This window comes from Vreelandella arcis, assembly GCF_900103865.1.
Lineage (GTDB): Bacteria > Pseudomonadota > Gammaproteobacteria > Pseudomonadales > Halomonadaceae > Vreelandella > Vreelandella arcis.
Genome location: NZ_FNII01000011.1, coordinates 120,473 through 141,151, shown reverse-complemented (window position 1 = coordinate 141,151; position 20,679 = coordinate 120,473). Strand labels below are relative to the sequence as shown.

At 56.9% G+C, this 20,679-nt stretch carries 17 protein-coding genes; 9 read left to right on the top strand and 8 right to left on the bottom strand.

What is annotated here, in order from left to right; genetic code table 11:
* The first annotated feature begins 58 nt into the window (after positions 1-58).
* Genes BLR97_RS14175 through BLR97_RS14165 form a run of 3 tightly spaced genes read left to right on the top strand, consistent with a single transcriptional unit; the run spans position 59 to position 2,995 of the window.
* Positions 59-982 carry a carbohydrate ABC transporter permease gene (locus BLR97_RS14175; protein WP_089707173.1) on the top strand — a complete coding sequence of 308 codons (924 nt, stop codon included), beginning with the start codon at positions 59-61 and terminating at the stop codon, positions 980-982.
* Positions 975-1,853, top strand: coding sequence for a carbohydrate ABC transporter permease (locus BLR97_RS14170; RefSeq protein ID WP_089707172.1), 879 nt, complete (start codon positions 975-977; stop codon positions 1,851-1,853). Before BLR97_RS14175 ends, BLR97_RS14170 begins: the two co-directional genes overlap by 8 nt.
* A gap of 20 nt (positions 1,854-1,873) precedes the next feature.
* The gene (locus BLR97_RS14165) at positions 1,874-2,995 is read left to right on the top strand and encodes an ABC transporter ATP-binding protein (protein ID WP_089707171.1); all 1,122 of its coding nucleotides are present in this window, start codon (positions 1,874-1,876) and stop codon (positions 2,993-2,995) included.
* A gap of 68 nt (positions 2,996-3,063) precedes the next feature.
* Here BLR97_RS14165 and BLR97_RS14160 read toward each other — a convergent pair whose 3' ends face one another.
* The 4 genes from BLR97_RS14160 to BLR97_RS14145 all read right to left on the bottom strand — a co-directional run bounded on the left by BLR97_RS14160 (position 3,064) and on the right by BLR97_RS14145 (position 8,196).
* The gene (locus tag BLR97_RS14160; protein WP_244511317.1) at positions 3,064-4,659 is read right to left on the bottom strand and encodes a BCCT family transporter; all 1,596 of its coding nucleotides are present in this window, start codon (positions 4,657-4,659) and stop codon (positions 3,064-3,066) included.
* 180 nt (positions 4,660-4,839) lie between these two features.
* Entirely contained in the window at positions 4,840-5,889 is a 1,050-nt protein-coding gene (locus tag BLR97_RS14155; RefSeq protein ID WP_089707169.1) for a YcjF family protein, read from the bottom strand.
* Positions 5,886-7,274 (bottom strand): YcjX family GTP-binding protein, encoded by a 1,389-nt coding sequence (locus BLR97_RS14150; protein WP_089707168.1) that lies wholly within the window; start codon positions 7,272-7,274, stop codon positions 5,886-5,888. The genes BLR97_RS14155 and BLR97_RS14150 overlap by 4 nt, the downstream gene beginning before the upstream one ends.
* Before the next feature lie 52 nt (positions 7,275-7,326).
* Entirely contained in the window at positions 7,327-8,196 is an 870-nt protein-coding gene (locus BLR97_RS14145; protein WP_089707167.1) for a D-hexose-6-phosphate mutarotase, read from the bottom strand.
* Between the two features lie 117 nt (positions 8,197-8,313).
* Between BLR97_RS14145 and BLR97_RS14140 the strand changes: the two genes are divergently transcribed.
* Entirely contained in the window at positions 8,314-8,556 is a 243-nt protein-coding gene (locus BLR97_RS14140) for a GlsB/YeaQ/YmgE family stress response membrane protein (RefSeq protein WP_089707166.1), read from the top strand.
* 83 nt (positions 8,557-8,639) lie between these two features.
* Here the strand turns inward: BLR97_RS14140 and BLR97_RS14135 are convergent, their stop codons facing one another.
* Together BLR97_RS14135 and BLR97_RS14130 are read right to left on the bottom strand one after the other, a co-directional pair.
* Complete coding sequence (locus BLR97_RS14135; RefSeq protein ID WP_170833036.1) at positions 8,640-9,230, bottom strand: FlgO family outer membrane protein; 591 nt, start codon at positions 9,228-9,230, stop codon at positions 8,640-8,642.
* A gap of 4 nt (positions 9,231-9,234) precedes the next feature.
* Entirely contained in the window at positions 9,235-9,912 is a 678-nt protein-coding gene (locus tag BLR97_RS14130) for a hypothetical protein (RefSeq protein WP_170833037.1), read from the bottom strand.
* 276 nt (positions 9,913-10,188) lie between these two features.
* Between BLR97_RS14130 and BLR97_RS14125 the strand changes: the two genes are divergently transcribed.
* The 3 genes from BLR97_RS14125 to BLR97_RS14115 all read left to right on the top strand — a co-directional run bounded on the left by BLR97_RS14125 (position 10,189) and on the right by BLR97_RS14115 (position 13,808).
* Complete coding sequence (locus tag BLR97_RS14125) at positions 10,189-11,178, top strand: OmpA family protein (RefSeq protein ID WP_089707165.1); 990 nt, start codon at positions 10,189-10,191, stop codon at positions 11,176-11,178.
* Between the two features lie 495 nt (positions 11,179-11,673).
* On the top strand, positions 11,674-12,591 hold the full coding sequence (locus tag BLR97_RS14120; RefSeq protein WP_089707164.1) for an HAD-IIB family hydrolase: 918 nt from the start codon (positions 11,674-11,676) through the stop codon (positions 12,589-12,591).
* Positions 12,588-13,808, top strand: coding sequence for a glycosyltransferase family protein (locus tag BLR97_RS14115; RefSeq protein WP_089707163.1), 1,221 nt, complete (start codon positions 12,588-12,590; stop codon positions 13,806-13,808). Before BLR97_RS14120 ends, BLR97_RS14115 begins: the two co-directional genes overlap by 4 nt.
* Positions 13,809-13,893: 85 nt before the next feature.
* Here the strand turns inward: BLR97_RS14115 and BLR97_RS14110 are convergent, their stop codons facing one another.
* Both BLR97_RS14110 and BLR97_RS14100 read right to left on the bottom strand, forming a co-directional pair.
* Positions 13,894-15,474, bottom strand: a complete 1,581-nt coding sequence (locus BLR97_RS14110) for a methyl-accepting chemotaxis protein (RefSeq protein ID WP_089707162.1) — start codon at positions 15,472-15,474, stop codon at positions 13,894-13,896.
* A 916-nt stretch (positions 15,475-16,390) separates the two neighbouring features.
* Complete coding sequence (locus BLR97_RS14100) at positions 16,391-17,722, bottom strand: M20/M25/M40 family metallo-hydrolase (RefSeq protein ID WP_089707160.1); 1,332 nt, start codon at positions 17,720-17,722, stop codon at positions 16,391-16,393.
* Positions 17,723-17,893: 171 nt separating this feature from the next.
* Here BLR97_RS14100 and BLR97_RS14095 point away from each other — a divergent pair, with 171 nt between their 5' ends.
* Together BLR97_RS14095 and BLR97_RS14090 are read left to right on the top strand one after the other, a co-directional pair.
* Positions 17,894-19,120, top strand: coding sequence for a YbfB/YjiJ family MFS transporter (locus BLR97_RS14095; RefSeq protein ID WP_089707159.1), 1,227 nt, complete (start codon positions 17,894-17,896; stop codon positions 19,118-19,120).
* 91 nt (positions 19,121-19,211) lie between these two features.
* Positions 19,212-20,675 carry a sodium-dependent transporter gene (locus tag BLR97_RS14090; protein ID WP_089707158.1) on the top strand — a complete coding sequence of 488 codons (1,464 nt, stop codon included), beginning with the start codon at positions 19,212-19,214 and terminating at the stop codon, positions 20,673-20,675.
* The last annotated feature ends 4 nt before the right edge of the window (positions 20,676-20,679 follow it).

Sequence of the window (20,679 nt, the reverse complement as noted above, 5' to 3'; positions counted from 1 at the left end):
CGCTAAACGGCGTCGCCTTTAGGGCGGCGCCACCGCTTCTTGGCGAGGACGTTTTCCCATGAAAAACATTGCTACGACGCGTACCGGGAAAGCCCCGCGTGCCGCGACGTCGGGTGGGTTGCAGGCGTGGCTACCGCGCTTGGTGCTTGCTCCCTCGGTGGCCATTTCGCTGTTCTTTGTTTACGGCTTCATGCTGTGGACCTTTATTTTGTCGCTCACCAGCTCGCGCATGCTACCCAGCTACGACTTTGTTGGGTTTGGCCAGTATGCCCGGCTGATGCAAAACGAACGCTGGTGGGTGGCGTCCACCAATCTGATGATTTTCGGCACGCTGTTTGTGTTGATTTGCCTGGTGATTGGCGCGCTGTTAGCCATGCTGCTAGACCAAAAAATCCGTCAGGAAGGCGTGCTGCGTACCGTTTACCTTTATCCCATGGCGCTGTCGTTCATTGTTACGGGGGTGGTATGGAAATGGTTACTCAATCCCAGCTTGGGGATCCAAGCCATGGTGCAAAGCTGGGGGTTCGAGTCGTTTCGCTTCGACTGGATTGTTGATCCGGATATGGCAATTTACACCCTGGTAATCGCCGCCGTTTGGCAAGCGTCTGGGTTCGTGATGGCGCTGTTTCTGGCGGGGCTGCGAGGTATTGATGACAGCATTGTCAAAGCTGCGCAGTTAGACGGTGCCAGCTTGCCGCGCATTTATTGGCGAGTGGTGATGCCCTGTCTTCGCCCGGTGGTGTTTAGCGCGGTGATGATTCTGGCGCATATTGCGATCAAAAGTTTTGACTTGGTGGTAGCGCTAACCGGCGGTGGCCCCGGCTACGCGACGGACTTGCCTGCTACTTTCATGTACGCCCACGCGTTTAATCGATCGCAAATTGGCCTGGGCTCGGCCAGTGCCATGTTGATGCTGGGGGGTGTGCTGGCGATTTTGATTCCGTACCTGTATTCCGAATTGAGGAGCCGTCGGCATGGCTAATGTGATTCGTCGTCAAACGCTCGCCGCGCGCCTCAGTAGAGCCGCGGTGTATAGCGTACTGGTTCTCGCCGCGCTGTTTTATCTTTTGCCCCTGGTGGTGATGTTGATCACCTCGGTGAAACCGCTCAGTGAAATTAGCGCGGGCACGCTGCTGATGCTGCCGCAGGATCCCACCCTAGCGCCCTGGACCAAAGCCTGGGGGGAAGCCTGCACCGGGATGCGCTGCGAAGGGGTCGGTGGCTACTTCTGGAATTCCTTTGCGATTGTCATCCCGGCGGTGCTGATATCCACGACCATCGGTGCGTTAAACGGCTATGCCTTGACCAAATGGCGCTTCAAAGGCGCTGAGCTGGTGTTTGCCCTAATGTTGTTCGGCTGCTTCATTCCTTTTCAGGTCGTGTTGCTGCCCATGGCGCAAACCCTGGGCTGGCTGGGTATTTCTAGCTCCCGGGCGGGTTTGATCCTGGTGCACGTGGTGTTTGGTATTGCCTTTACCACGCTGTTTTTTCGCAACTTCTATGTTGGCATTCCCGACGAGCTGGTGGCAGCGGCTAAGCTCGACGGTGCCGGCTTTTTCCGTATTTTTTGGCGCATTCTGCTGCCCGTCTCTACGCCGATTATCGTGGTCTCGGTGATTTGGCAGTTCACCCAGATTTGGAACGATTTTCTATTCGGTGTGGCGTTCTCTGCCCATAACACCCAGCCCGTCACCGTGGCGCTCAATAATCTGGTGAACACCTCAACCGGCGTGCGCGAATACAACGTGGACATGGCGGCGGCAATGATTGCTGCGCTGCCCACTCTGGTGGTGTACGTGCTGGCGGGAAAATACTTCGTGCGCGGGCTGACAGCAGGCTCCGTGAAAGGCTAACAATAATACGGTGACCCATTATGGCAGCGTTAGAAATACACAATGTATGCAAAGACTTCGGCAGCGAACGCGTGCTGAAGGATGTCAGTATCTCGATCGATTCCGGTGAGTTCTTGATTCTGGTGGGCCCATCGGGCTGCGGCAAGTCCACGTTAATGAATGCGATTGCCGGGCTTGAGCCGGTCACCAGCGGCAATATTTACATTGATGGCGACGACGTGACCTGGCGAACCCCTGCGGATCGGGACATCGCCATGGTTTTCCAGTCCTATGCGCTCTACCCGAGCATGACGGTGCGTCAAAACATTAGCTTTGGCCTTGAGATGCGTAAGGTGCCCAAGCCTGAGCGTGAAGCCGCCGTCGAGCGGGTCGCCGACCTGCTGCAAATCACCCACCTGCTGGAGCGCAAGCCCTCGCAGCTTTCCGGCGGGCAACGCCAGCGGGTGGCCATGGGGCGGGCCTTGGCGCGCGAGCCCAAGGTTTACCTGTTCGACGAGCCGCTGTCTAACCTGGACGCCAAGCTGCGCGTCGATATGCGCACCGAGATCAAGAAGCTCCATCAGCGCCTGGGCACTACGATCGTGTATGTGACCCACGACCAAGTGGAAGCCATGACACTGGCTGACTGCATCGCGGTGATGCGCGACGGGCAAATTTTACAGCTGGGCAGCCCCGACGAGGTCTACAACAATCCCGTGGACATGTTCGTGGCCGGCTTTATGGGCTCACCGTCGATGAATTTCATCAGCGCGATGCTTGAACGCGATGGTGACGGTTATGCGGTACGCATCGCCACGCCGGATGAGGAAGATTTGTGTCTGCCCTGGCCGGCAGCTCGGGTTACGGAAGCGATGACCGAGCAGTTGGGGCAACCAGTGGTTCTAGGCTTGCGTCCCGAGCATTTCAGCGAAGAGGATGAGCGCTTGACTGCCCAGGCAGAAGGCACCTTGATGCACACCAGTGTCACGGTGGTAGAACCTACTGGGGCGGATATGCTGCTGCGCCTGCCGCTGGGCGATCAAGAGGTGACAGCGCGGGTGGGGCCCAAGTGTGCCGTTTCCCCCGGCGAGCGCTTAGCACTCCGGGTCGATATGGCGCGGGCGATCCTGTTTAACGCCGAGACGGAAAAGCGTCTGGCGTAAGCGCCCTAGCCTGGGGACTTCAGCAAAACGAAAGGCACCCTGCTGAAACCAGCAGGGTGCCTCTTTATTCAGCTGCGCAAATGGCGTAGCTCGCCATTGAGCGCCTTGATGATTGTGTAGCACATCAACAGCATCACAATCGAGAACGGAATCGCGGTGGCCGTGACGCCCGCCTGAAGCGCTGTCAACCCACCACCGATGAGCAGCACGATTGCGATGAGGCCTTCTACAATCGCCCAGAACATCCGCTGGGGCCGGGGCGCATCGATCTTGCCGCCGGCGGTGATGGTATCGATGACCAGCGAACCCGAATCCGACGAGGTAACAAAGAAGATTAGCGCCAGGACGATGCCCAGGGTCGACATCAGGCCCGTCAGCGGCAGTTCGTTGAGCATGCCGAACAGTGAAAGTTCGGGTCTGTAATTGTCGATCACATAGGCTTTGACCAGGCTACCCGCGGGATCAGCATACAGTTGCTCAAGCGCAGTTGAGCCGAATACACCCATCCAGACAAAGATGAACAGGCTAGGAACCAGCAGTACGCAGAGGACGAATTCGCGTACCGTACGGCCCCGCGATACCCGAGCGATAAACATACCCACGAAAGGTGCCCAACTAATCCACCAGGCCCAATAGAAAATGGTCCAGGACTGGCGATAGGCATCATCGTCACGCCCGAAAGGCGCCGACAAAGCCAGGAAGTCAGTGACATAGGTTGAAAGCCCCGCCCAGAAACCGCTCAGAGCCATTAGGGTGGAACCCGCGAACAGCACGAAAAAGAAGAACAAGACGGCCAGTACCATATTGATCTCGGAGAGCTTTTTCAGGCCGCCCTCGAGACCGCGCCAGACCGATATCAGAGCGACTGCCGTCACCAGCACGATGACGATGACCTGAGTCATTGTGCTCACTTCCAGACCGAAGACGAAGTTCATCCCCGCATTGGCCTGCTGCGCCCCAAGCCCGAGCGATGTGGCAAGGCCAAAGAGGGTGGAAAACACGGCCAGGATATCGATCACGTGCCCCCACCAGCCCCAGACACGTTCCCCGAGAATCGGGAAAAACGCCGAGCGGATGGAGAAGGGCAGGCCTTTGTTATAGCTAAAGATGCCCAGCGCAAGTGCCATGACAATATACACAGCCCAGCCATGGATGCCCCAATGAAGATAGGTGCCCGCCAGGCCCAAGGCGCTGGCGTCAGCAATAGCCTCAGGGTTCAGTTCTCCATCAGCGCCGAACGGCGACGCGACCCCCAGGGGTAGCGAGACGTTGGCATGATAAACCGGCTCCAGTACGCCGAAGAACAGCAGGCCGATACCGATGCCCGCAGTGAACAGCATCGCGAACCAGGACAGGTAGCTGTGCTCCGGTCGGGCGTCGGGCCCGCCCAGCCTGACCGACCCGTGGGGCAAGAAGACCAGTGCCAGGCAGAACAGAATGAAGAAATCTACCAGGATCATGAAATACCAGTCCAGCGTTCCTGTGGAGAAGGCGACGATGGACTGGAAAGTGCTCCCGGCTCGCTCGGGAAACAGCAGCGTCAAGATGATAAAGATGACGGAAGCAATCGCCGATACAACAAAAACCCGGTTGTGAATATCAAAACCAAAAGGGCCGAGATTGCCTTTGATATTGTCCTGGCCGACGACATAGTCGGTTTGCATGTCGTTCGCGCCAGGCGGCGACTCGGAATCGTTCGAGTGATTCATAAGATACCTCTGCTTAGTCACAACAAGATGCCAAGTAGGTCAACCATCATGGCGCTAACCAGCGTTGAAAACCAACGGATTTTCAACGCAGAGGGAGTATGAATGCGTTCAAACGGGCGGTTCCGTAACGCCGGTTTACCGCTGGGTCGAGCGATCCTGGGCGCCTGTGTCCTTGTCGAGTCGTTTGATCTGTCGCCATAGGTTTTGACGCAGATCGGCAAGCTTGGGCTGTTCGTCTTGGGTAAACGCAACGGGGCGGCAGAGGCGCTGGGCGCGCAGCCCTAAGCGTGCGCTGAGTAGTCCGGTGGCAAGCCCCTGGCCGGCTCGTGCTGAGAGGCGGCTGGCTAGATCCAGCGACAGCATATCCATGCTGGCGTCGGTGGCCAGCTCGCTGGCTCCGGCAAACGCCATGTTGTGTAATACATTGCGAAACAGCCGTAAGCGGCTGGCATAGCCCAGCTCCAGCCCATAAAGCCGGCAAAGCCGATCCACCATGGCGAGGCTGCGCCAAGCGACTAGTGTCATATCGACCAGCGTCAACGGGCTTACTGCCACCATAATCGCCGTTTCGCCGGACATCCGGGTAATCAAACGTTGCGCTTCGCGGTCGCGGGGGGCAAGCAGATGATAGCGCAGCAATGTCTGAATCTCATCGCCGCTATGGTGAGGCTGGCAGGCGTGCTGAAAGGCCTGCCAGTGTGGGTCATCGTCGGTCAGTTTGAGCTGCCGTTTCAGCCGCTCCGCCATGCTTTGGGCTTGCTTGGCTGAGCGCTGGGGTAGCTCGGCCAAGTCGCTGCGTAGTTTGTCGTGGCGTTTTAAACGCCGTAGACGGCCCAACTCTTTGAGTAGCGATAACCCGCCCAGCCCGATCAACCCAATTCCAAATACTTGCCAGGCCATGGTCAGCCACTGAGATTGCGCCAAGGCGTCTGGGATGCCTGTGACCAGCTCAAGCGTCCCCAGGGTCGCGCCGCCGGCCAGTGCCAACATCAGCCCCCAGCGACGTTTCCGTGGGGCGCCCAAACGGGCGTCGGGCAATGCCTTCTCTTCCGCAGTGGGGGGAAGAGGCTGGTGGTGGTCGGTAGGGGCAAAGGTTTCGCGCTGGCGCAGCGTGGCATCTGGGCCGTCTTGTGGCGCTACCGGCTCATCGACGTTGAAGTGCTGACGCGGCTGTGGGGTGGTCATACGAGTTTGTCTCCAATCAGCCAATCGATGGCGGCATCCATGCGGATGTGGGTGAGGGCGTCGGAGCCAGCGCCCATGGGACGGAAGCTGGGAAAGTCGAAGCCTTGCTGCTGCCAAAAATCGTGAGTGGGTAAGCGGGGTGGTACGTCGCCGGGGTAGACCAGCACGTCCTCACCGTCGAGGGTTGTTCCGCGCAGGGCGGGCGAACGCTTGCCATTGTGCATCACTTCACGCGCCTCGGTGGCGCGAATCGCGGCGAGCGAGAGTGCTTTTACTGGCACATTGGCAAAGCGTAAATCCTTGAGGGGTTCGGCTAACAAGGCCTCGAGTAGCTGCACCACGTGACCGTGTTGGTCGGGGGTAACGTGGTCTGCTTTGGTAGCGGCGATGGCTAGCTTATCGATCTTGGGCGCAAACAGCCGCGTCAACAAGCTGCGCTGGCCGTAATCAAAACTGTGCATCAACTGACTAAGCGCCTGGGAAAGGTCTTCAAAGCGCTCAGGCCCGGCGTTGAGCGCGCCTAATACATCGACCAGCACAATCTGGCGGTCAAAGCGCCTGAAATGGTCGCGGTAAAAAGGCCGTACCACCTGCTGTTGGTAGTAGCGAAAGCGCGCGGCCAAGGTGGCATAAAGGCTATTGGAGGGTAGTGCCTCTAACGCCTCTTTCGACATGTCCAACTGGGGCAGCGGGAAAAACTGCAAGACCGGTGCACCGTCGAGCTCGCCCGGCAATAAAAAGCGTCCCGGCTGGAGGTTGGAAAACCCAGCCTGCTTCGCGCGCCTTAAACCTTCTGCGTACGCCTCAGAAAGGCTTGCCAACTGGGCCTCATCGGCCTCGGCGGTGGGGTCGAGGGTGTCTGCTTCGGCAAGCCATTCGCTAAACAAGGCGCGTCGTTGATCGCCCGAGTGCAGTGGCTGGGCTTGGCACCAGCTGTAAAAATCGTGTTGCAGCAGCGGTAAATCGAGTAGCCATTCGCCCGGGTAGTCGAATAAATCGAGCGTGAGGTGAGCAATGTCGGGTGATAACCAGCCCTGTTGCGCAGGGCGGTAACGCAACTGCAGGCGTAATTCACTAATGCCGCGTGTGGGCTCTGGCCAGCGCGGCGGTGTGTCGCGCAGCGCAGCCATGCCTGGGTCGTAGGGAAAACGCGGTACGCCCAGGTCGGGTTGATTAAGCCGTTGCGCGCCGAGCAGGCGGCCTTCACGGGCGGCCGGCAGAAGGTCTAGCTGCGCTTCCACGCCCGCGTGGCGAAGCTGATTAACCAGCGAGGTCAAAAAGGCCGTTTTCCCTGCTTGGGAAAGGCCGGTGACGGCCAAGCGAAGTTGGCGGTCACGGCCGCGTTCTATCAGATTACTCAGCTCGCGACGAAACGGCTGGCGCATAGCGCGATGTCCTTATTCAGGGATAGAAAAGCCACGCGGTTAGCTTGCGCCATTAGGCTCTGCTTAACATGGTGCCCAGTAAATGCTGGGCACCCGGCACCAGCCATACCGGATCTAAACGGGTATTGGCGGCTTCGACACACACAAAGCGTTTGGCGGCCTCAACGGATGTATCAGAGGGTGGCTGTTGGTCTGGTTGCCATACTACGGTGGAGTCGCTGGACTGTTTGCCGATGCGCAGGGTACGCGGGCCATCGTGAAGCATAACGGCTTCATTGGTGTGGTAGATGCGATCCACTGGGCCGCGAATCGCCAAAGTACCTTGTTGTTCGCTTTCTGCAAAATCGCGCAGTTTGTCTAGGTAACGCGCGCCGGCCAAGCCCTCTAAGCGGCATTGATGAGCATCATCGACCGCCAGGTAGGAATGCAGCGCGCCGCTGATTTTAACCGGGGTTTCACCGATGTTTTCGCTGATCAATTCAACCGCGAGGCGCTGCGCATTGGCTTGAACTATTGCCCTTACCGTCAGTTGGGAATGGAGCGGCTGAGTCGGGGACAGGTGAAGCTCGATTCCCTCGGCATGCTCATCCACGGCATCAAGCCGCCAAGCGGCATGCCGCGCTAACCCATGGAAGGTGCCGCTACGGTCGGGGGTTTCATCCGCGTAACGTTCATCGGCGAACCAAGGCCAGCAAAGCGGAATGCCACCGCGTATGGCCCCCGGCATAGGCTGTGGCGTGGGCGTTACCCACAGCCAGCCACGATCCTGTGGGGGGCGAAAATGCAGCACCTGTGCGCCTTGTAACGATACGATCAACTCACCCCAGGGTTCATTGAACAGTACAAGGTCGCGTCCTTGCCAGTGAGACGTCTGTTGGCCGTCTACACCGTCAAGCAATTGCTGGAGGGAGTCGGGAATCATGGGCAATCCTTTTTCAGCGGTGCCATATATCAATCAATATTAGCGCGAGACCTTAACGCTGTGTGCTATGTTAGAACAAGCAAGTAAACGTAACCACACATAGAGAAAGGAGGCGACATGGGTTTTATTGCTTGGTTAATTATTGGTGGTTTGGCTGGCTGGATTGCCGGCAACATCATGCGCGGCGGTGGTTTTGGCATACTAGGCAATATCGGCGTTGGGATTGTGGGTGCTGTGTTAGGCGGCTTTTTGTTTAGCTTACTGGGACTGCAATCCGGCAGCTTTATTGGCTCGCTGGTGACCGCTATTGTCGGCGCGGTTGTCCTACTTTGGGTTATCAGTAAGGTCAAGCAGGCTTAGCGTTGCGGCTAACGCTCGAGAGCTTTTACTTCACACCCACGGCGCTTGCGCCGTGGGTGTTTATATTTAAATAGTTTAAACGGTTACCAGCCGCCCTGACCCTCTAGTAAGCTGCGCGTGTTATTATTCAACGGCAGCCGGAAGTCTGCACTGCCCAGCACCATGGCGTCACTTGAGCGTACCACCCGCGCGCTGATATAGACATAATCTAGCCCTTGTGCATAGGTTCCCATCAAAATGGAACGCGCATCATGCTGTGCGCTTAAACGCTGAACCGTTCTCGATAGGATCAACTCGCCGACGCTTTCTTCAATAAACAGGCTGTCGCGCATTTTGACTTCGCGCACTTGCATGCCTTGACGCCCGAGGGCGGAGGCCATGAGTTCAGAGCCAATACGCCCAAGCGTAGAGGACTGGCTCAAATTATCGATGCTCACAAACGTAGCGGCAATCATGGGGCTATAGCGCGTCAACTCGGGGTTGCTGGCGACCATTTGTTCAGCCGCTTTTTGAGCGAGCTCCGGTAGGTCAGGATCGGGTTCCTGTTGTTGCATATTACCGCCCCCTAGTGCGCTACAGCCTGTCAGACTAAGCGCAAATAGGCTGGCCGTTAACCACTTGGCGGCGGTAAGGTGGCGCGTTAAATGTGTAAAGGCAATCGACATCGCAGACATGTTATTACCACTCATCCGTAATCGAAACCGTCGGCGTTGACGGCGCGGTGGGGACGCGGTCGGGGGCGTATTGACGCCGATCACCGCTGTTAATGTAATAAATGTTCGACGAGGAATAGAGAATCTGCTCGCCGTCGAGAATCTGGGTGGTGATGATCACTTCTTCGTTTCCGGTGTGAGTCCAGCTTCCACTGGTGACATCGGCGGCCATGGCGGCAGGGATAAGCCCGAGGGCGGGCTCTGCCCATTGATTAATCGGGATTGCCGCTACTGCGATACCGCCTGCCAACGCGGTGAATGCGCCCACCGGAGGGCGAACAAAGTCTCGGTCGCGGTGCTTGATGACTTCAACGTCGATATGAACCTCGGCGCTGTTGGCCTGCGGCTGGGTGGTCAGATTAGCACCGCGCGAGACGAGTTCGCTGGTCAGCAAGGTGCGAAAGCCCCGGCCAAATTCGCCGCCGCTGTAGGCATGGGTCGCTCCTTGAGAGGCGTCCGGTATATGTAAATTGCGAAAGCGTACCCGTTCGCGCTTTAGGATTTGGTTGGCTTCGTGGCGGGCCAGCACATTCCAATGATGCGCGGCCTGCATGCGTTGTTGTTCGCTATAAGGGTACGTTGTGGCAATCGGCGCTTGTGACGTGTTGGCATAAAAACAGCCACCTAACGTTAAGCTTGCCATGCCGATAACCAGCGGCCGAAGCGCCAATGAGGATAAATTGATAAAACGGGTGCGCACCAGGGGGTTCCTTCTCGCTACGAAACGGCTTTTTGATAGACTAGACGGCATTTAATTAATGGCGCGCCAAGTTCGGCTGAGCAGACAGCGGCTCAGCGTCTCCAATAACTTAGGGTTTGCGCTTTTAGACACGCATTCGCAACCGATAACAGTATTGTCAGCGTGACATATTGAAGAGATCGGCCACGGGGCTAAAAACTTGAATGAGTAATCACACGGATGCTTGAAGATCACCGCAGCGGACCACGCCACGACTCGCTCATGTCCAACTACCGCGAAGACGACAGCAGCAGCGTGTGGATGGTGAGCTACATCGATATTATGACGCTACTGGTGGCGCTGTTTGTGATCATTATCGCGGCTGCCGGCGCCACAACCCCGGCTTGGTTGGCCTCTGAACCGCCGCCTGAACCGCGTTTTGATTCATCTCCGTCGCTTGAGGTGCCGCTGCCAGAGCCGCTGGCCGATGTGCGAGACGCGCGCAGAGCCCAAGCAAACTGGTGGGGTGGAGAATTGCTGACCAGCGCGATTACGGTGGCCCATGGGGTGGCCGGTCCCCAAAAGCGTACCTCCAGAGGCGTACCGCCTTTGCTCGCCATGTCTGACGCGATACCTGAGCCTCTCGCCGCGTCGGGAAAGCCAGCGTTGCCGACACCGCTGGTGCCCACTCAGCAGCCCGGGCTTCAGTTTCCCCTGGCTGATTACATGGTGGTACTCACCGATAACCCTCCCAGTAATGTTGAGACAGTCAGCGAAGCGGCGATTGACGGAGCGCTGGCGCTGGATGATCAGATAGAGCGCTCGTCTTACCTGCCCAATTTAGAAGGTGTCGAAGTGTCTCGGGTGGAAGAGGGCATCAGTTTGCGGGTACAGGACAAGTTGCTGTTTCCTTCCGCTGATGCGGGGCTAACCGACGAAGGAAGCGATTTGATCGGCACCTTGCTTGATACCATTCAGCGCTACGACGGTGAGGTATGGGTTGAAGGGCATACCGATAGCCAGTCCATTGATACGCCTGAATATTCATCCAACTGGGCGCTGTCCAGTGCCCGGGCGATTGCGATTGTAGAAGCCTTAGAAGCGGCGGGCGTGGCAAGCGAACGCTTACGCGCCGTCGGGCTGGCTGCGACGCAATCATTGGCGCCCAACGATACGGCCGAAGGCCGAGCGCGTAATCGCCGTGTCGAGGTCGTGATTCACGTGGAATGACGTCTAGGTAGGTTTTAGCGCCAATGATGGCGTGGCAAGCACCACTACGACTCAGCCGTTGAGAATGCAAAAAAAAGCCCGCCGGGGGAGGCGGGCATAAAGGGCTTGGCTCACTGCAGCCCACTGGCAGAGGGGGAAGGGTGTACATGGTTGCCAGTGGGTACAATTTCAGTATAGCTATTTATGAAGCCCTGCCAAGGTTTGTCTTGTTTTTTTTGTTATTGATTGTAAGGCATGCTGGTTCCATCCCGGTGCTATGCCGATATCGTTGCGTCGACGCTATGCACTGATGTGGTGCGCGACTGGCGCCGTGCTTGGCATAACCCCTTAACGCCATCGGTACCTATCACCTGCTCTTATACTGATATCAAAGCTTTACAAGTATTGGCATGCATTGTGCTAGTGGTAGATAGATAAATAGATACGCTGATATCGGCCTATCCGTTAAGGTGCGATGACGCGCGTCCACCGCTTAGCAAGTAAAGAGGCTGCGCCATGCTTGAACCTGTCAGCGCTTCTGCGCCCCCTGATGACCGGGTTGATGATACCGATCTGCCTCGCCTGGTGGTGACCGATTTAGATGGTTCGCTGCTCGACCATGACAGCTACGATTTTACTCCGGCAATCAATTGGTTAGCGCGGCTAAAGCAAGCCAAAGTGCCGGTGATTCCCGTCACAAGTAAAACCCGGGCAGAGCTAGTTGCCTTGCGTGAGGCATTAGGGCTCACAGCAACGCCGTTCATCGCCGAAAACGGAGCCGTTATTGGTCTGCCTCCGGGCTGGTGTCATGCCCGGCTGGATCGTCCCGGCAATGGCCGTGACGGCATGGTGATCAAACAGGCTAGCGTGGATGTGAGATTTATCCGCGCCCGACTGCAGGTGTGGCGTAAACGATTCGGCGTACGCTTTACCTCAATGAGCGAGTTAAGCCTTGACGAGATGGTTCGCCTGACAGGGCTCGATATTCCTCAAGCGAACCTGGCCCGCCAGCGGGAGGGTAGCGAACCGTTACTCTGGCACGACGATGACGCAGCGCTGGAGAAATTTCGTCATGCGTTGGAGGGCGACGGCCTACAGTTAACCCAAGGCGGGCGCTTTTACCACGTGATGGGCAGTACATCCGATAAGGGCAGCGCGGTTGCCTGGTTAATCCAGCGGTTTAAGGCGCTGCGCGGGCGTGATCCGCTCTCGCTTGGTTTGGGCGATGGCCCCAACGACGTGTCGATGCTCAATGCTGTTGATCAAGCCGTCGTGATCCGTGGCCGCCACTCGCTGGCGGTTGAACCGGCCAATCCATGTCTTTACCGAACTCGCGCATCCGGCCCCGAGGGCTGGGTGGAAGGGCTATCGCACTGGTGGGGAGACGCGCTAGCGCCTGACGACCAGGGCGATGCAAAGGAGGCAAGCGCATGAGTGATTTTCATCAAAACGGCGTGATTACTGATTTTCATAACCTGACGCGACGGCCCGTTGAAGCGCTTGAAAAGGAGTTATGTCAGTTTGCCCGGCGGCGTCCTATGGGGCTTATTCTGCCTTCGTTGTTTTCAGAGCTTGAAGGGCCGGCGCTGTCGGCCATCGTTGACGAGCTGGTCAAAGTACCTTACCTAAACGAGGTCGTGATTGGTCTGGATCGCGCGGATCGCGAGCAGTTTTTGTACGCGCGGGAGTTTTTCTCAAGCCTGCCGCAGCACACGCGCATTTTATGGAATGACGGGCCGCGCCTTCGCGCTCTGGATGCCGAGCTTGAGCAGCACGGGCTAGGCGCACAAGAGCCTGGGAAAGGCCGCAATGTATGGTACTGCGCCGGCTATGTGTTGGCGTCGGGGCGGTCATCGGTGGTCGGGCTTCACGACTGCGATATTTTAACGTATGACCGTGGCTTGCTGGCGCGTCTGATGTACCCGGTGGCTCACCCGCGTTTTAACTATAGTTTCTGTAAGGGCTATTACCCGCGCATTGCCGAAGGCAAATTCAACGGCCGCGTGTCGCGACTGATGGTGACGCCGCTGCTTCGAGCGCTTAAAACCGTTTGCGGCCCGTCACCCTATCTCGAGTATTTAGACAGCTTCCGCTACCCGCTATCGGGAGAGTTTGCCATGCGCAGCGAGGTGCTGGAGGGGATTCGTATCCCGGCAGATTGGGGGCTTGAGATTGGCGTTCTCTCTGAGCTTCAGCGCAACTATTCGCCGCGTCAGCTTTGCCAAGTCGACATCGCCGACGCCTACGACCACAAGCACCAGCCGGTTAGCGAAGAAAATCCCGATGCCGGGTTGAACCGTATGAGCTTGGATATTGCCAAAGCGCTTTACCGCAAACTGGCCACCCAAGGGGTTAGCTTTAGTAGCGAGGATTTCCGGACCATTAAGGCGACTTATTACCGGCTGGCGTTGGACTTGATTGAAGCCTACGACCACGACGCGACTATGAATGGTCTTAGCCTCGACCGGCACTGCGAAGAACAGGCGGTGGAGCTGTTTGCCAGCAATTTGCTGGAGGCGGGCAACTTGTTTTTGGACAACCCCCGCGAGCGTCCCTTTATTCCCAGTTGGAACCGGGTGCAGGCAGCAGTGCCAGATTTGCTATCGCGTATGCACGAAGCTGTGGAGCTGGATAATCAAGGCGATGTTTAAATCGCCATCACCGGGGTGGGTAAAGGTTTGGCTGGACATGCGATGCGATGGCATCTCCAGCCAAGTTGAAAGCTAGCGTTAAACGCTAGCGGGAGGAGGGGAGGGCCTGCGTTGAGGGGGCTGAAGCGCCGGCAATTTGAAAGTGAGCAACCTGCTGGCGAAGTTCAAAGCTGAGGTCTGCCAGGCGCTGGGTGGCACCCGTACTCTCCTGCACTAGCCCGGCATTTTGCTGAGTCATTTGATCCATCTGGGTGACGGCCTCGTTGACCTGCTCAATACCATGGCTTTGTTCCTTGGTGGCGGCCGAGATTTCTTTCACTAGCGTATCGAGTTGTTGAATATTGTCGACGATACCGCTGATGACATCGCTGGTATCACGCACTTGGCGACTGCCTTGCACGACCTGATTATCAGAGTTGTCGATCAGCGTTTTAATCTCTTGCGCCGCTGACGCTGAGCGACTGGCCAGTTGGCGAACCTCACTGGCGACGACGGCAAATCCGCGCCCTTGCTCACCGGCACGGGCGGCCTCTACCGAGGCGTTAAGCGCTAGAATATTGGTCTGAAACGCAATCGAGTCGATCGTTTTGATGATAGTGCTCATTTGTGCCGCACTTTCATTAATCGTCGACATGGTGTTGATCATCGACGACATCGCCTTACTGCCCTGTTGCGCGCTGTCGGTGGTTTTGCTTGCCAGTTGGCTTGCATGGTCAGCATTTTCGGCGTTTTGTTTCACCGTGGCGGTTAGCTGTTCCATGCTGGATGCCGTCTCGGCGAGTGAAGCGGCCTGTTGCTCGGTGCGGGTCGACAGTTCTTCATTAACGCCGACAATCTGTTCGACCGACGCATTCACGTTATCCGCGCTGTGGTGAATGCTGCCGATGGTGTCTGATAACGTCTCGCGCATGCGGTCGATATCAAACAGCAGGCTTTGCTGGTCGCGGGCAGACAGCTGGGTGGTTTGCGTTAAATCGCCATTTGCAATATGCCTTACCACGCTGGCTGCGTAGCGTGGATCGCCGCCCAGGCGGCGCGATACATCGCGAATCACCCAGCCCATTAACAAGGTGACCGGCACCCCGATAATCAACAAAATGACCGCCGAGCGAATCAGGCTTGATACAAAAGTTGCATTGATATCATCGACATAAACGCCGGAAGCCAGTGACCAACCCCATTCGGGTAAATGGTCAACATAGCTCAGTTTGGGAACCTGCTCATCACCGCCAAGCCGGGTCGAGTAGTATCCCACGTGGCCGCCGCCAGCCTGAGCCGTTTCGAGCAGTTCGGCATACAGCAGTAGGCCGCTGGCATCCTGGTAGTCACTCATACTGGTGCCGGTATCGCGGCTCGGGTGAGAGACGATATTCAGATCGTTATCGAACGCAAAAATATATTCACCATCACCAAAGCGAACGCTGGCCATATTGTCGACGGCCCGCTCTTGAGCCTCTTCACGGCTCAGTTCGCCTGCGTCTACCTTTGCCTGCAACGCTTCAATTTGAGCATGCACGCTTTCAATAACGTATTTCAGACTATCCCGCCGCTCATTCTCAATGGTCTGTCGGTTTTCCCAGGCTAACCAGCCCACCATTAACAGCATGGCGACCCAGATGATGGCTAGCGTACCCCACAGTTTCTGTGTTGTTGTCAATCGTGTCATATGGCTTCCCGGTTGTGTCGGTTACGCGTGTTGTTGGTATGAACCAGTCGCCTATTTATATCGGCCTGAGAAGTAGAACTTTAACGAAAGTGACTTTTCATCGTGCTCTGCGATGTAATGCTTTGTGACTGGCATATTTTATGCGCTTGCGAAGTGCGCAGCTTGGCAGGGCTAAGTGCTGATTCGGTGGGAGACCTTAGTCGGTTGATTGAATCATCGACGCAGGAAATTAGCGGTGGAACCGTCGCTATTCACGACCCAGAGGCCTGGGCAACGTTTTAACGCTTAACAAGACCCAGGGGCGGCGCGCGGGCCGTCCTTGGGTAAGCGGAACCCTATAATGGTGAGGACGCTTAAGGCGTCAGCCTGCGCGGGCGCGAGTTAGAATATCGAGCGCACTTCGCGGGATTGTTTCACTGGTTTTGCAGTTTAGACAGCGCAATACGGCGCTATGCTTACCCGTGCCTTCAAGACGGAAGTGGGTTAAAAAACCTGACGAAGGGGAATCAAAGTTACCGCAGTGGCGACATATGATGTCGACGCCGTGGACTTTGTAGTTAATGGTGATGTTTTGCACGCTGACCTCCTACCCGTGGGTGTGATTGGGGCTAGCCATGAACTACTGACCACTCAAATCGACTGTGGCAAGCAGGTGAATACTAACCATAGGTCATAGCGGTGACATCAGTGAGCAAAAAAATCATTTTTTTCGGCTTTCATAGCTTAGGTTAGATAATCTCGTAGCTTGTAAGCGCACCGTACACTTAGTGCAACGGACGCGCAGAAGGAGATGACCAAGCAGGACGCTTGATGCACTCAAGGAAGCACGGACAGGACGTCTGTGAAGACGAATCAAGGAAGGTTTGACAAAGCCCCGGCCAAGGAATGGTCGGGGCTTCTTTTTTATACGTCTGATTTATTTTTTAGCTTTTTTCTTAGTTTTTTTGCTCTGGTTACTCTCTTTACTTGGGCTGCTTTCTTTACTCCCTTCTTTACTGTCATCCCCCTCACTGTCGGGCTTGTCGCTTCCCTGGTGGGTAAGCGGGCTCGCTTGATCTAAACGCGGGTGGTTATCGAGAAATTCGCGTTTCAAGTCAGGTAGCGCGTCTAACGCTTTCAGCGTATGAGTTAGCGCATGAATCGCCGCCAGTACGTCTTGGGTGTTGCCGGTTTCCGAAATGGTATGCATGTTGCGGATCGGGAAGCCAATCGATGTGGCGGCGCTGTCCACCGAGGCTAGCACACCGGCCATGCCGTCAGTACCCGTATCGACACCGACCATATCCCGCTGCATGGGGATGTCGTTGGCCTTGGCTGCCTGGGCGATCACGCGGTTCAGCTGTTCGCTGGCGATCGAGCCGACGGCCATAGTGAAGCCTTTGCCCATCTCTAACGGCTGCATACGTTTGTCGCCGATGCCGGGGGCGGCCACATAGTCGTGGTTCACATCCACGCCGATCAGCGCATCCGGCTTCATCTCACCCGCCATAACGCGGCTGCCGAAGCGGCCAATCTCTTCGTAGCTGGCAATCGCAAACAACACACGCACGTTTTTGGTGCCGCCTGCTTCGGCGATCAAACGCGCCACTTCAGCAGCCACAAAGCAGCCTAGGCCGTTATCCAGGTAGGCACCGTAGAAGGTGTCGGGACTAAAGCCCGGACGGATGGGGCGGTCAAAAATAATCGAGTCGCCGGGGCGCACACCTAAATTCAGCACTTGCTGCTTTTTATTCTCACCGTGGATCTGCAGGTCCAGGTAAATCTGCTCTTTTTTCAGACCTTTGCTGCCATCGCGTTGGGCAGGATCAGAAAAGTGAATGGCGCCGAGGGCTTCTACTGTGCCGCCTTCGATGCAGCGGTAGCTGCCGGGGGCGTCCGGGTCTTCGCTAAATAGCTTAACTTCGTGGCCGATGAGCACGGTCGGCAAAAAAGAGTCGGTATTGATCCAAATTTTGCCGTCTTCGCCGATAGAGCGTACCTGCATGCGAATTTTGTCCGCATGGCCGATGATCATCACCTTGAACATATCGTCCTGGTCGGGGTGAGTATCCAGAACAACGCCCGCGTTGCCCTTGAACTGGTGCAGGTGCCAGCTTTTGGGTGCAAAACTCTCAAAATGAGGCTTCAGCACGCCGTAGGTCATCGCGGCTTCCAGGCCCACAGGGCTGGGTGCCGCCAGGATATCGCGCATTAGTTTGAACTGCGCGTCGGGCATCGGTTGCGTCCAAGGGGTGGCGTTATCGCTCATAGGGCAATCTCCAGTCGGTGGATGTCGTTCGTTGCCTAGTTTGCCAGATTCTGATGACATGCGCTTATTTGGCCAATGACATTTAGAATCTGCCCCCAAGGTTAATTCATCCTATGATGGGTTTAGCAAAACCGCATATAACAAGCACAATATCACGATGAGGATGTCGAAATGACCACAGCCTCCCTGCGTTCGCAGCGCTTTAAAGTCCTACTGGCGGGCGTTTTCAGTCAGCTGCTCTGTATTGGGGTGGCTCGCTTTGCCTACACGCCGCTGCTACCGGTGATGCAACAGCAAAGCTGGATAGGCGATGCCGACGGCGGTTGGTTGGCGGCACTGAATTATGCCGGTTATATGCTGGGGGCCGTGCTGGCGGCGTCAATTCGCAGCATATATATAAAAGACACGCTATTTCGTATTGGCTTGGTGTTGGCGGTGCTCACCACAGCGGGCATGGCGTTGACCGAACACTTTTGGTTGTGGGCGGGGCTGCGCTTTTTGGCAGGATTATCCAGTAGCGGTTCGATGCTATTGGCCTCGGGGCTGATTTTGCACTGGCTGATACAGCATCGTCAGCGCGGGGAACTGGGGATTCATTTCGCCGGGGTGGGGCTGGGCATTGTGGTCGCAGCGATCGCGGTAGAGCTGATGTTGGCGCTGTCGATGAACTGGCAGGCGCAGTGGTGGGGGTTTAGCGTGCTAGGCGCGGCGTTGCTAGTGCCCGCCTGGCGCTGGTTGCCGCGCCCATCGCCTGTCAAACCGGGGGCTGACGGAAACAATAGTGCCGTGGCTAAACCGCCCACCCGCACCTTTATGCGCTGGATGCTCGCGGCCTATTTCTGCGCCGGCTATGGGTATGTCATTAGTGCGACGTTTATCGTCACCATCGTGGAGCGCGAGCCGCTGCTCGCTGGTGCGGGTAACTGGACCTTTGCGCTGGTGGGCCTGGCAGCGGCCCCCGCAGTGATGCTCTGGGATCTGGTGGCACGCCGAATCGGCTATCTGGGTGCGTTGATTGTGGCAATGGGACTGCAGGTCATCGGCATCGTCCTCCCGGCGGTGACCACCAGCCTTTCCGCTGTGCTGCTCAGCGCAGTGCTTTATGGCGGCACTTTTCTTGGCTGTGTCAGTTTGGTGCTGACCATGGCGGGGCGGTTATATCCTGCCAGCCCTGCACGGCTAATGGGGCAGATGACATTGGCTTATGGCTCCGCACAGATCATTGCTCCGGCTCTTACCGGCATGCTGGCTGAGGCAACCGGCCACTATGGCGTTGGCCTCTGGCTGGCCGGTGGCTTTGTGGCCTTGGGCGCGCTGTTGCTCGCTTGGCTGCGGCGCGTCGACCAAACCGCGCAGCGACTGGATGCCGAGGCCAAAGCGGCCGTTTACGCTTCGTAAGCGCTAATTAAATAGAAGATGTCAGGATTTTTTGGGCATTCACCGCAAAATCCTCTAGGATAAGCGCTTTTTTCCAACAGGGTGGAAAGTCATGGCGTCTTCTGAGCAACCTCGCATCCAATGGCTCGGCCGCTGGGGCTTTATGTTAGCGGCAACGGGGTCGGCCGTTGGGTTAGGTAATATCTGGAAGTTCCCCTATATGACCGGGGAGTTTGGCGGCGGCGCCTTCGTGCTGGTCTATCTCGCCTGTATTTTGGCGGTGGGCGTCCCGGTGATGATGGCCGAAATCGCTTTTGGGCGTCGCGGTCGGGGCAGCCCGGTTGATGCCATTCGCCGGGTGGTCAACGAATCCGGTCGTTCTTCAGCCTGGTCATTGATTGGCTGGATGGCCATGCTCTGCGGCTTCATGATTCTGTCGTTTTACGTGGTCGTGGCCGGCTGGTCGTTCTCCTACCTGTGGAAGATGCTAACGGGAGGTTTGGCCGGTAGCAGCGTGGATGACATGACGGCGGTGTTTAGTGCCAATAATGCCAACCCCTGGAACCTGGGTTTTTGGAGCACGTTGGTCACGCTGCTGACCATGCTGATTGTCGGTAAAGGTGTGCAGGAAGGCATTGAAAAAAGCGTTAGTTGGATGATGCCCGGGCTGGTGTTGATGCTGGCGCTGCTAATTGGGTTTGGCGTTTTCTCGGGCGGTTTTGGCCAAGCGTTTAGCTTTCTGTTCTCTTTCAAGGCGGGCAGCTTGTCCAGTGAAGGCATGCTGGCTGCGTTGGGGCACGCGTTTTTCACCCTGTCGCTGGCCTCCGGGGCGATCCTGACTTACGGCAGTTACCTACCCAAGAAAACGTCCATCGGCCGTACCACGCTGAGCGTTGCGTTAGCTGACACGGTGGTGGCGTTAATGGCCGGGCTGGCTATTTTCCCGGTGATTTTTGCCAATGGCATGGATCCCGCAGAAGGGCCGGGACTCATCTTCATGAGCCTGCCATTGGCGTTTCAAGCGATGCCGTTGGGTACGCTGTTCGGCATTTTGTTCTTTTTGATGCTTTCTATGGCGGCGTTGACCTCCTCGATTTCGATGGTCGAGGCGACGGTCTCTTGGCTGTGCGATAACCGCGGCGTTTCGCGTAAAGCGGCTTCGTGGGGCACCGGCATAGTGCTTTGGTTGATCAGCACCTTGGCGATGCTGTCGTTCAACCTGGGCGCCGAATGGACGCTGGCAGACAAACACTTCTTCGGCTGGCTCGACTACCTGACCTCGCGCTGGATGATGCCGCTGGGTGGTCTGGGCATGGTGGTGCTAGCCGGGTTTGTGCTGAACAGCGAGACCTTCCGCGATGAGCTAGGATTAGCGCCCTTGCCCTATGCGCTATGGCTAACCATGGTGCGTTATGTCAGCCCGCTGGGCATTCTGGTGATTTTTGCCGATGCCCTGGGCGTTTACCAAGTGGTTTTTGCTGCCCATTGGCCGTGGCTGCTGGCGATACTGGTCGCCATGGTGGCGTTGGGCGAAACGTTAAGCCCGCGGTTGCGTCAGGCGCTGAGGCCTGTTTAAGCCG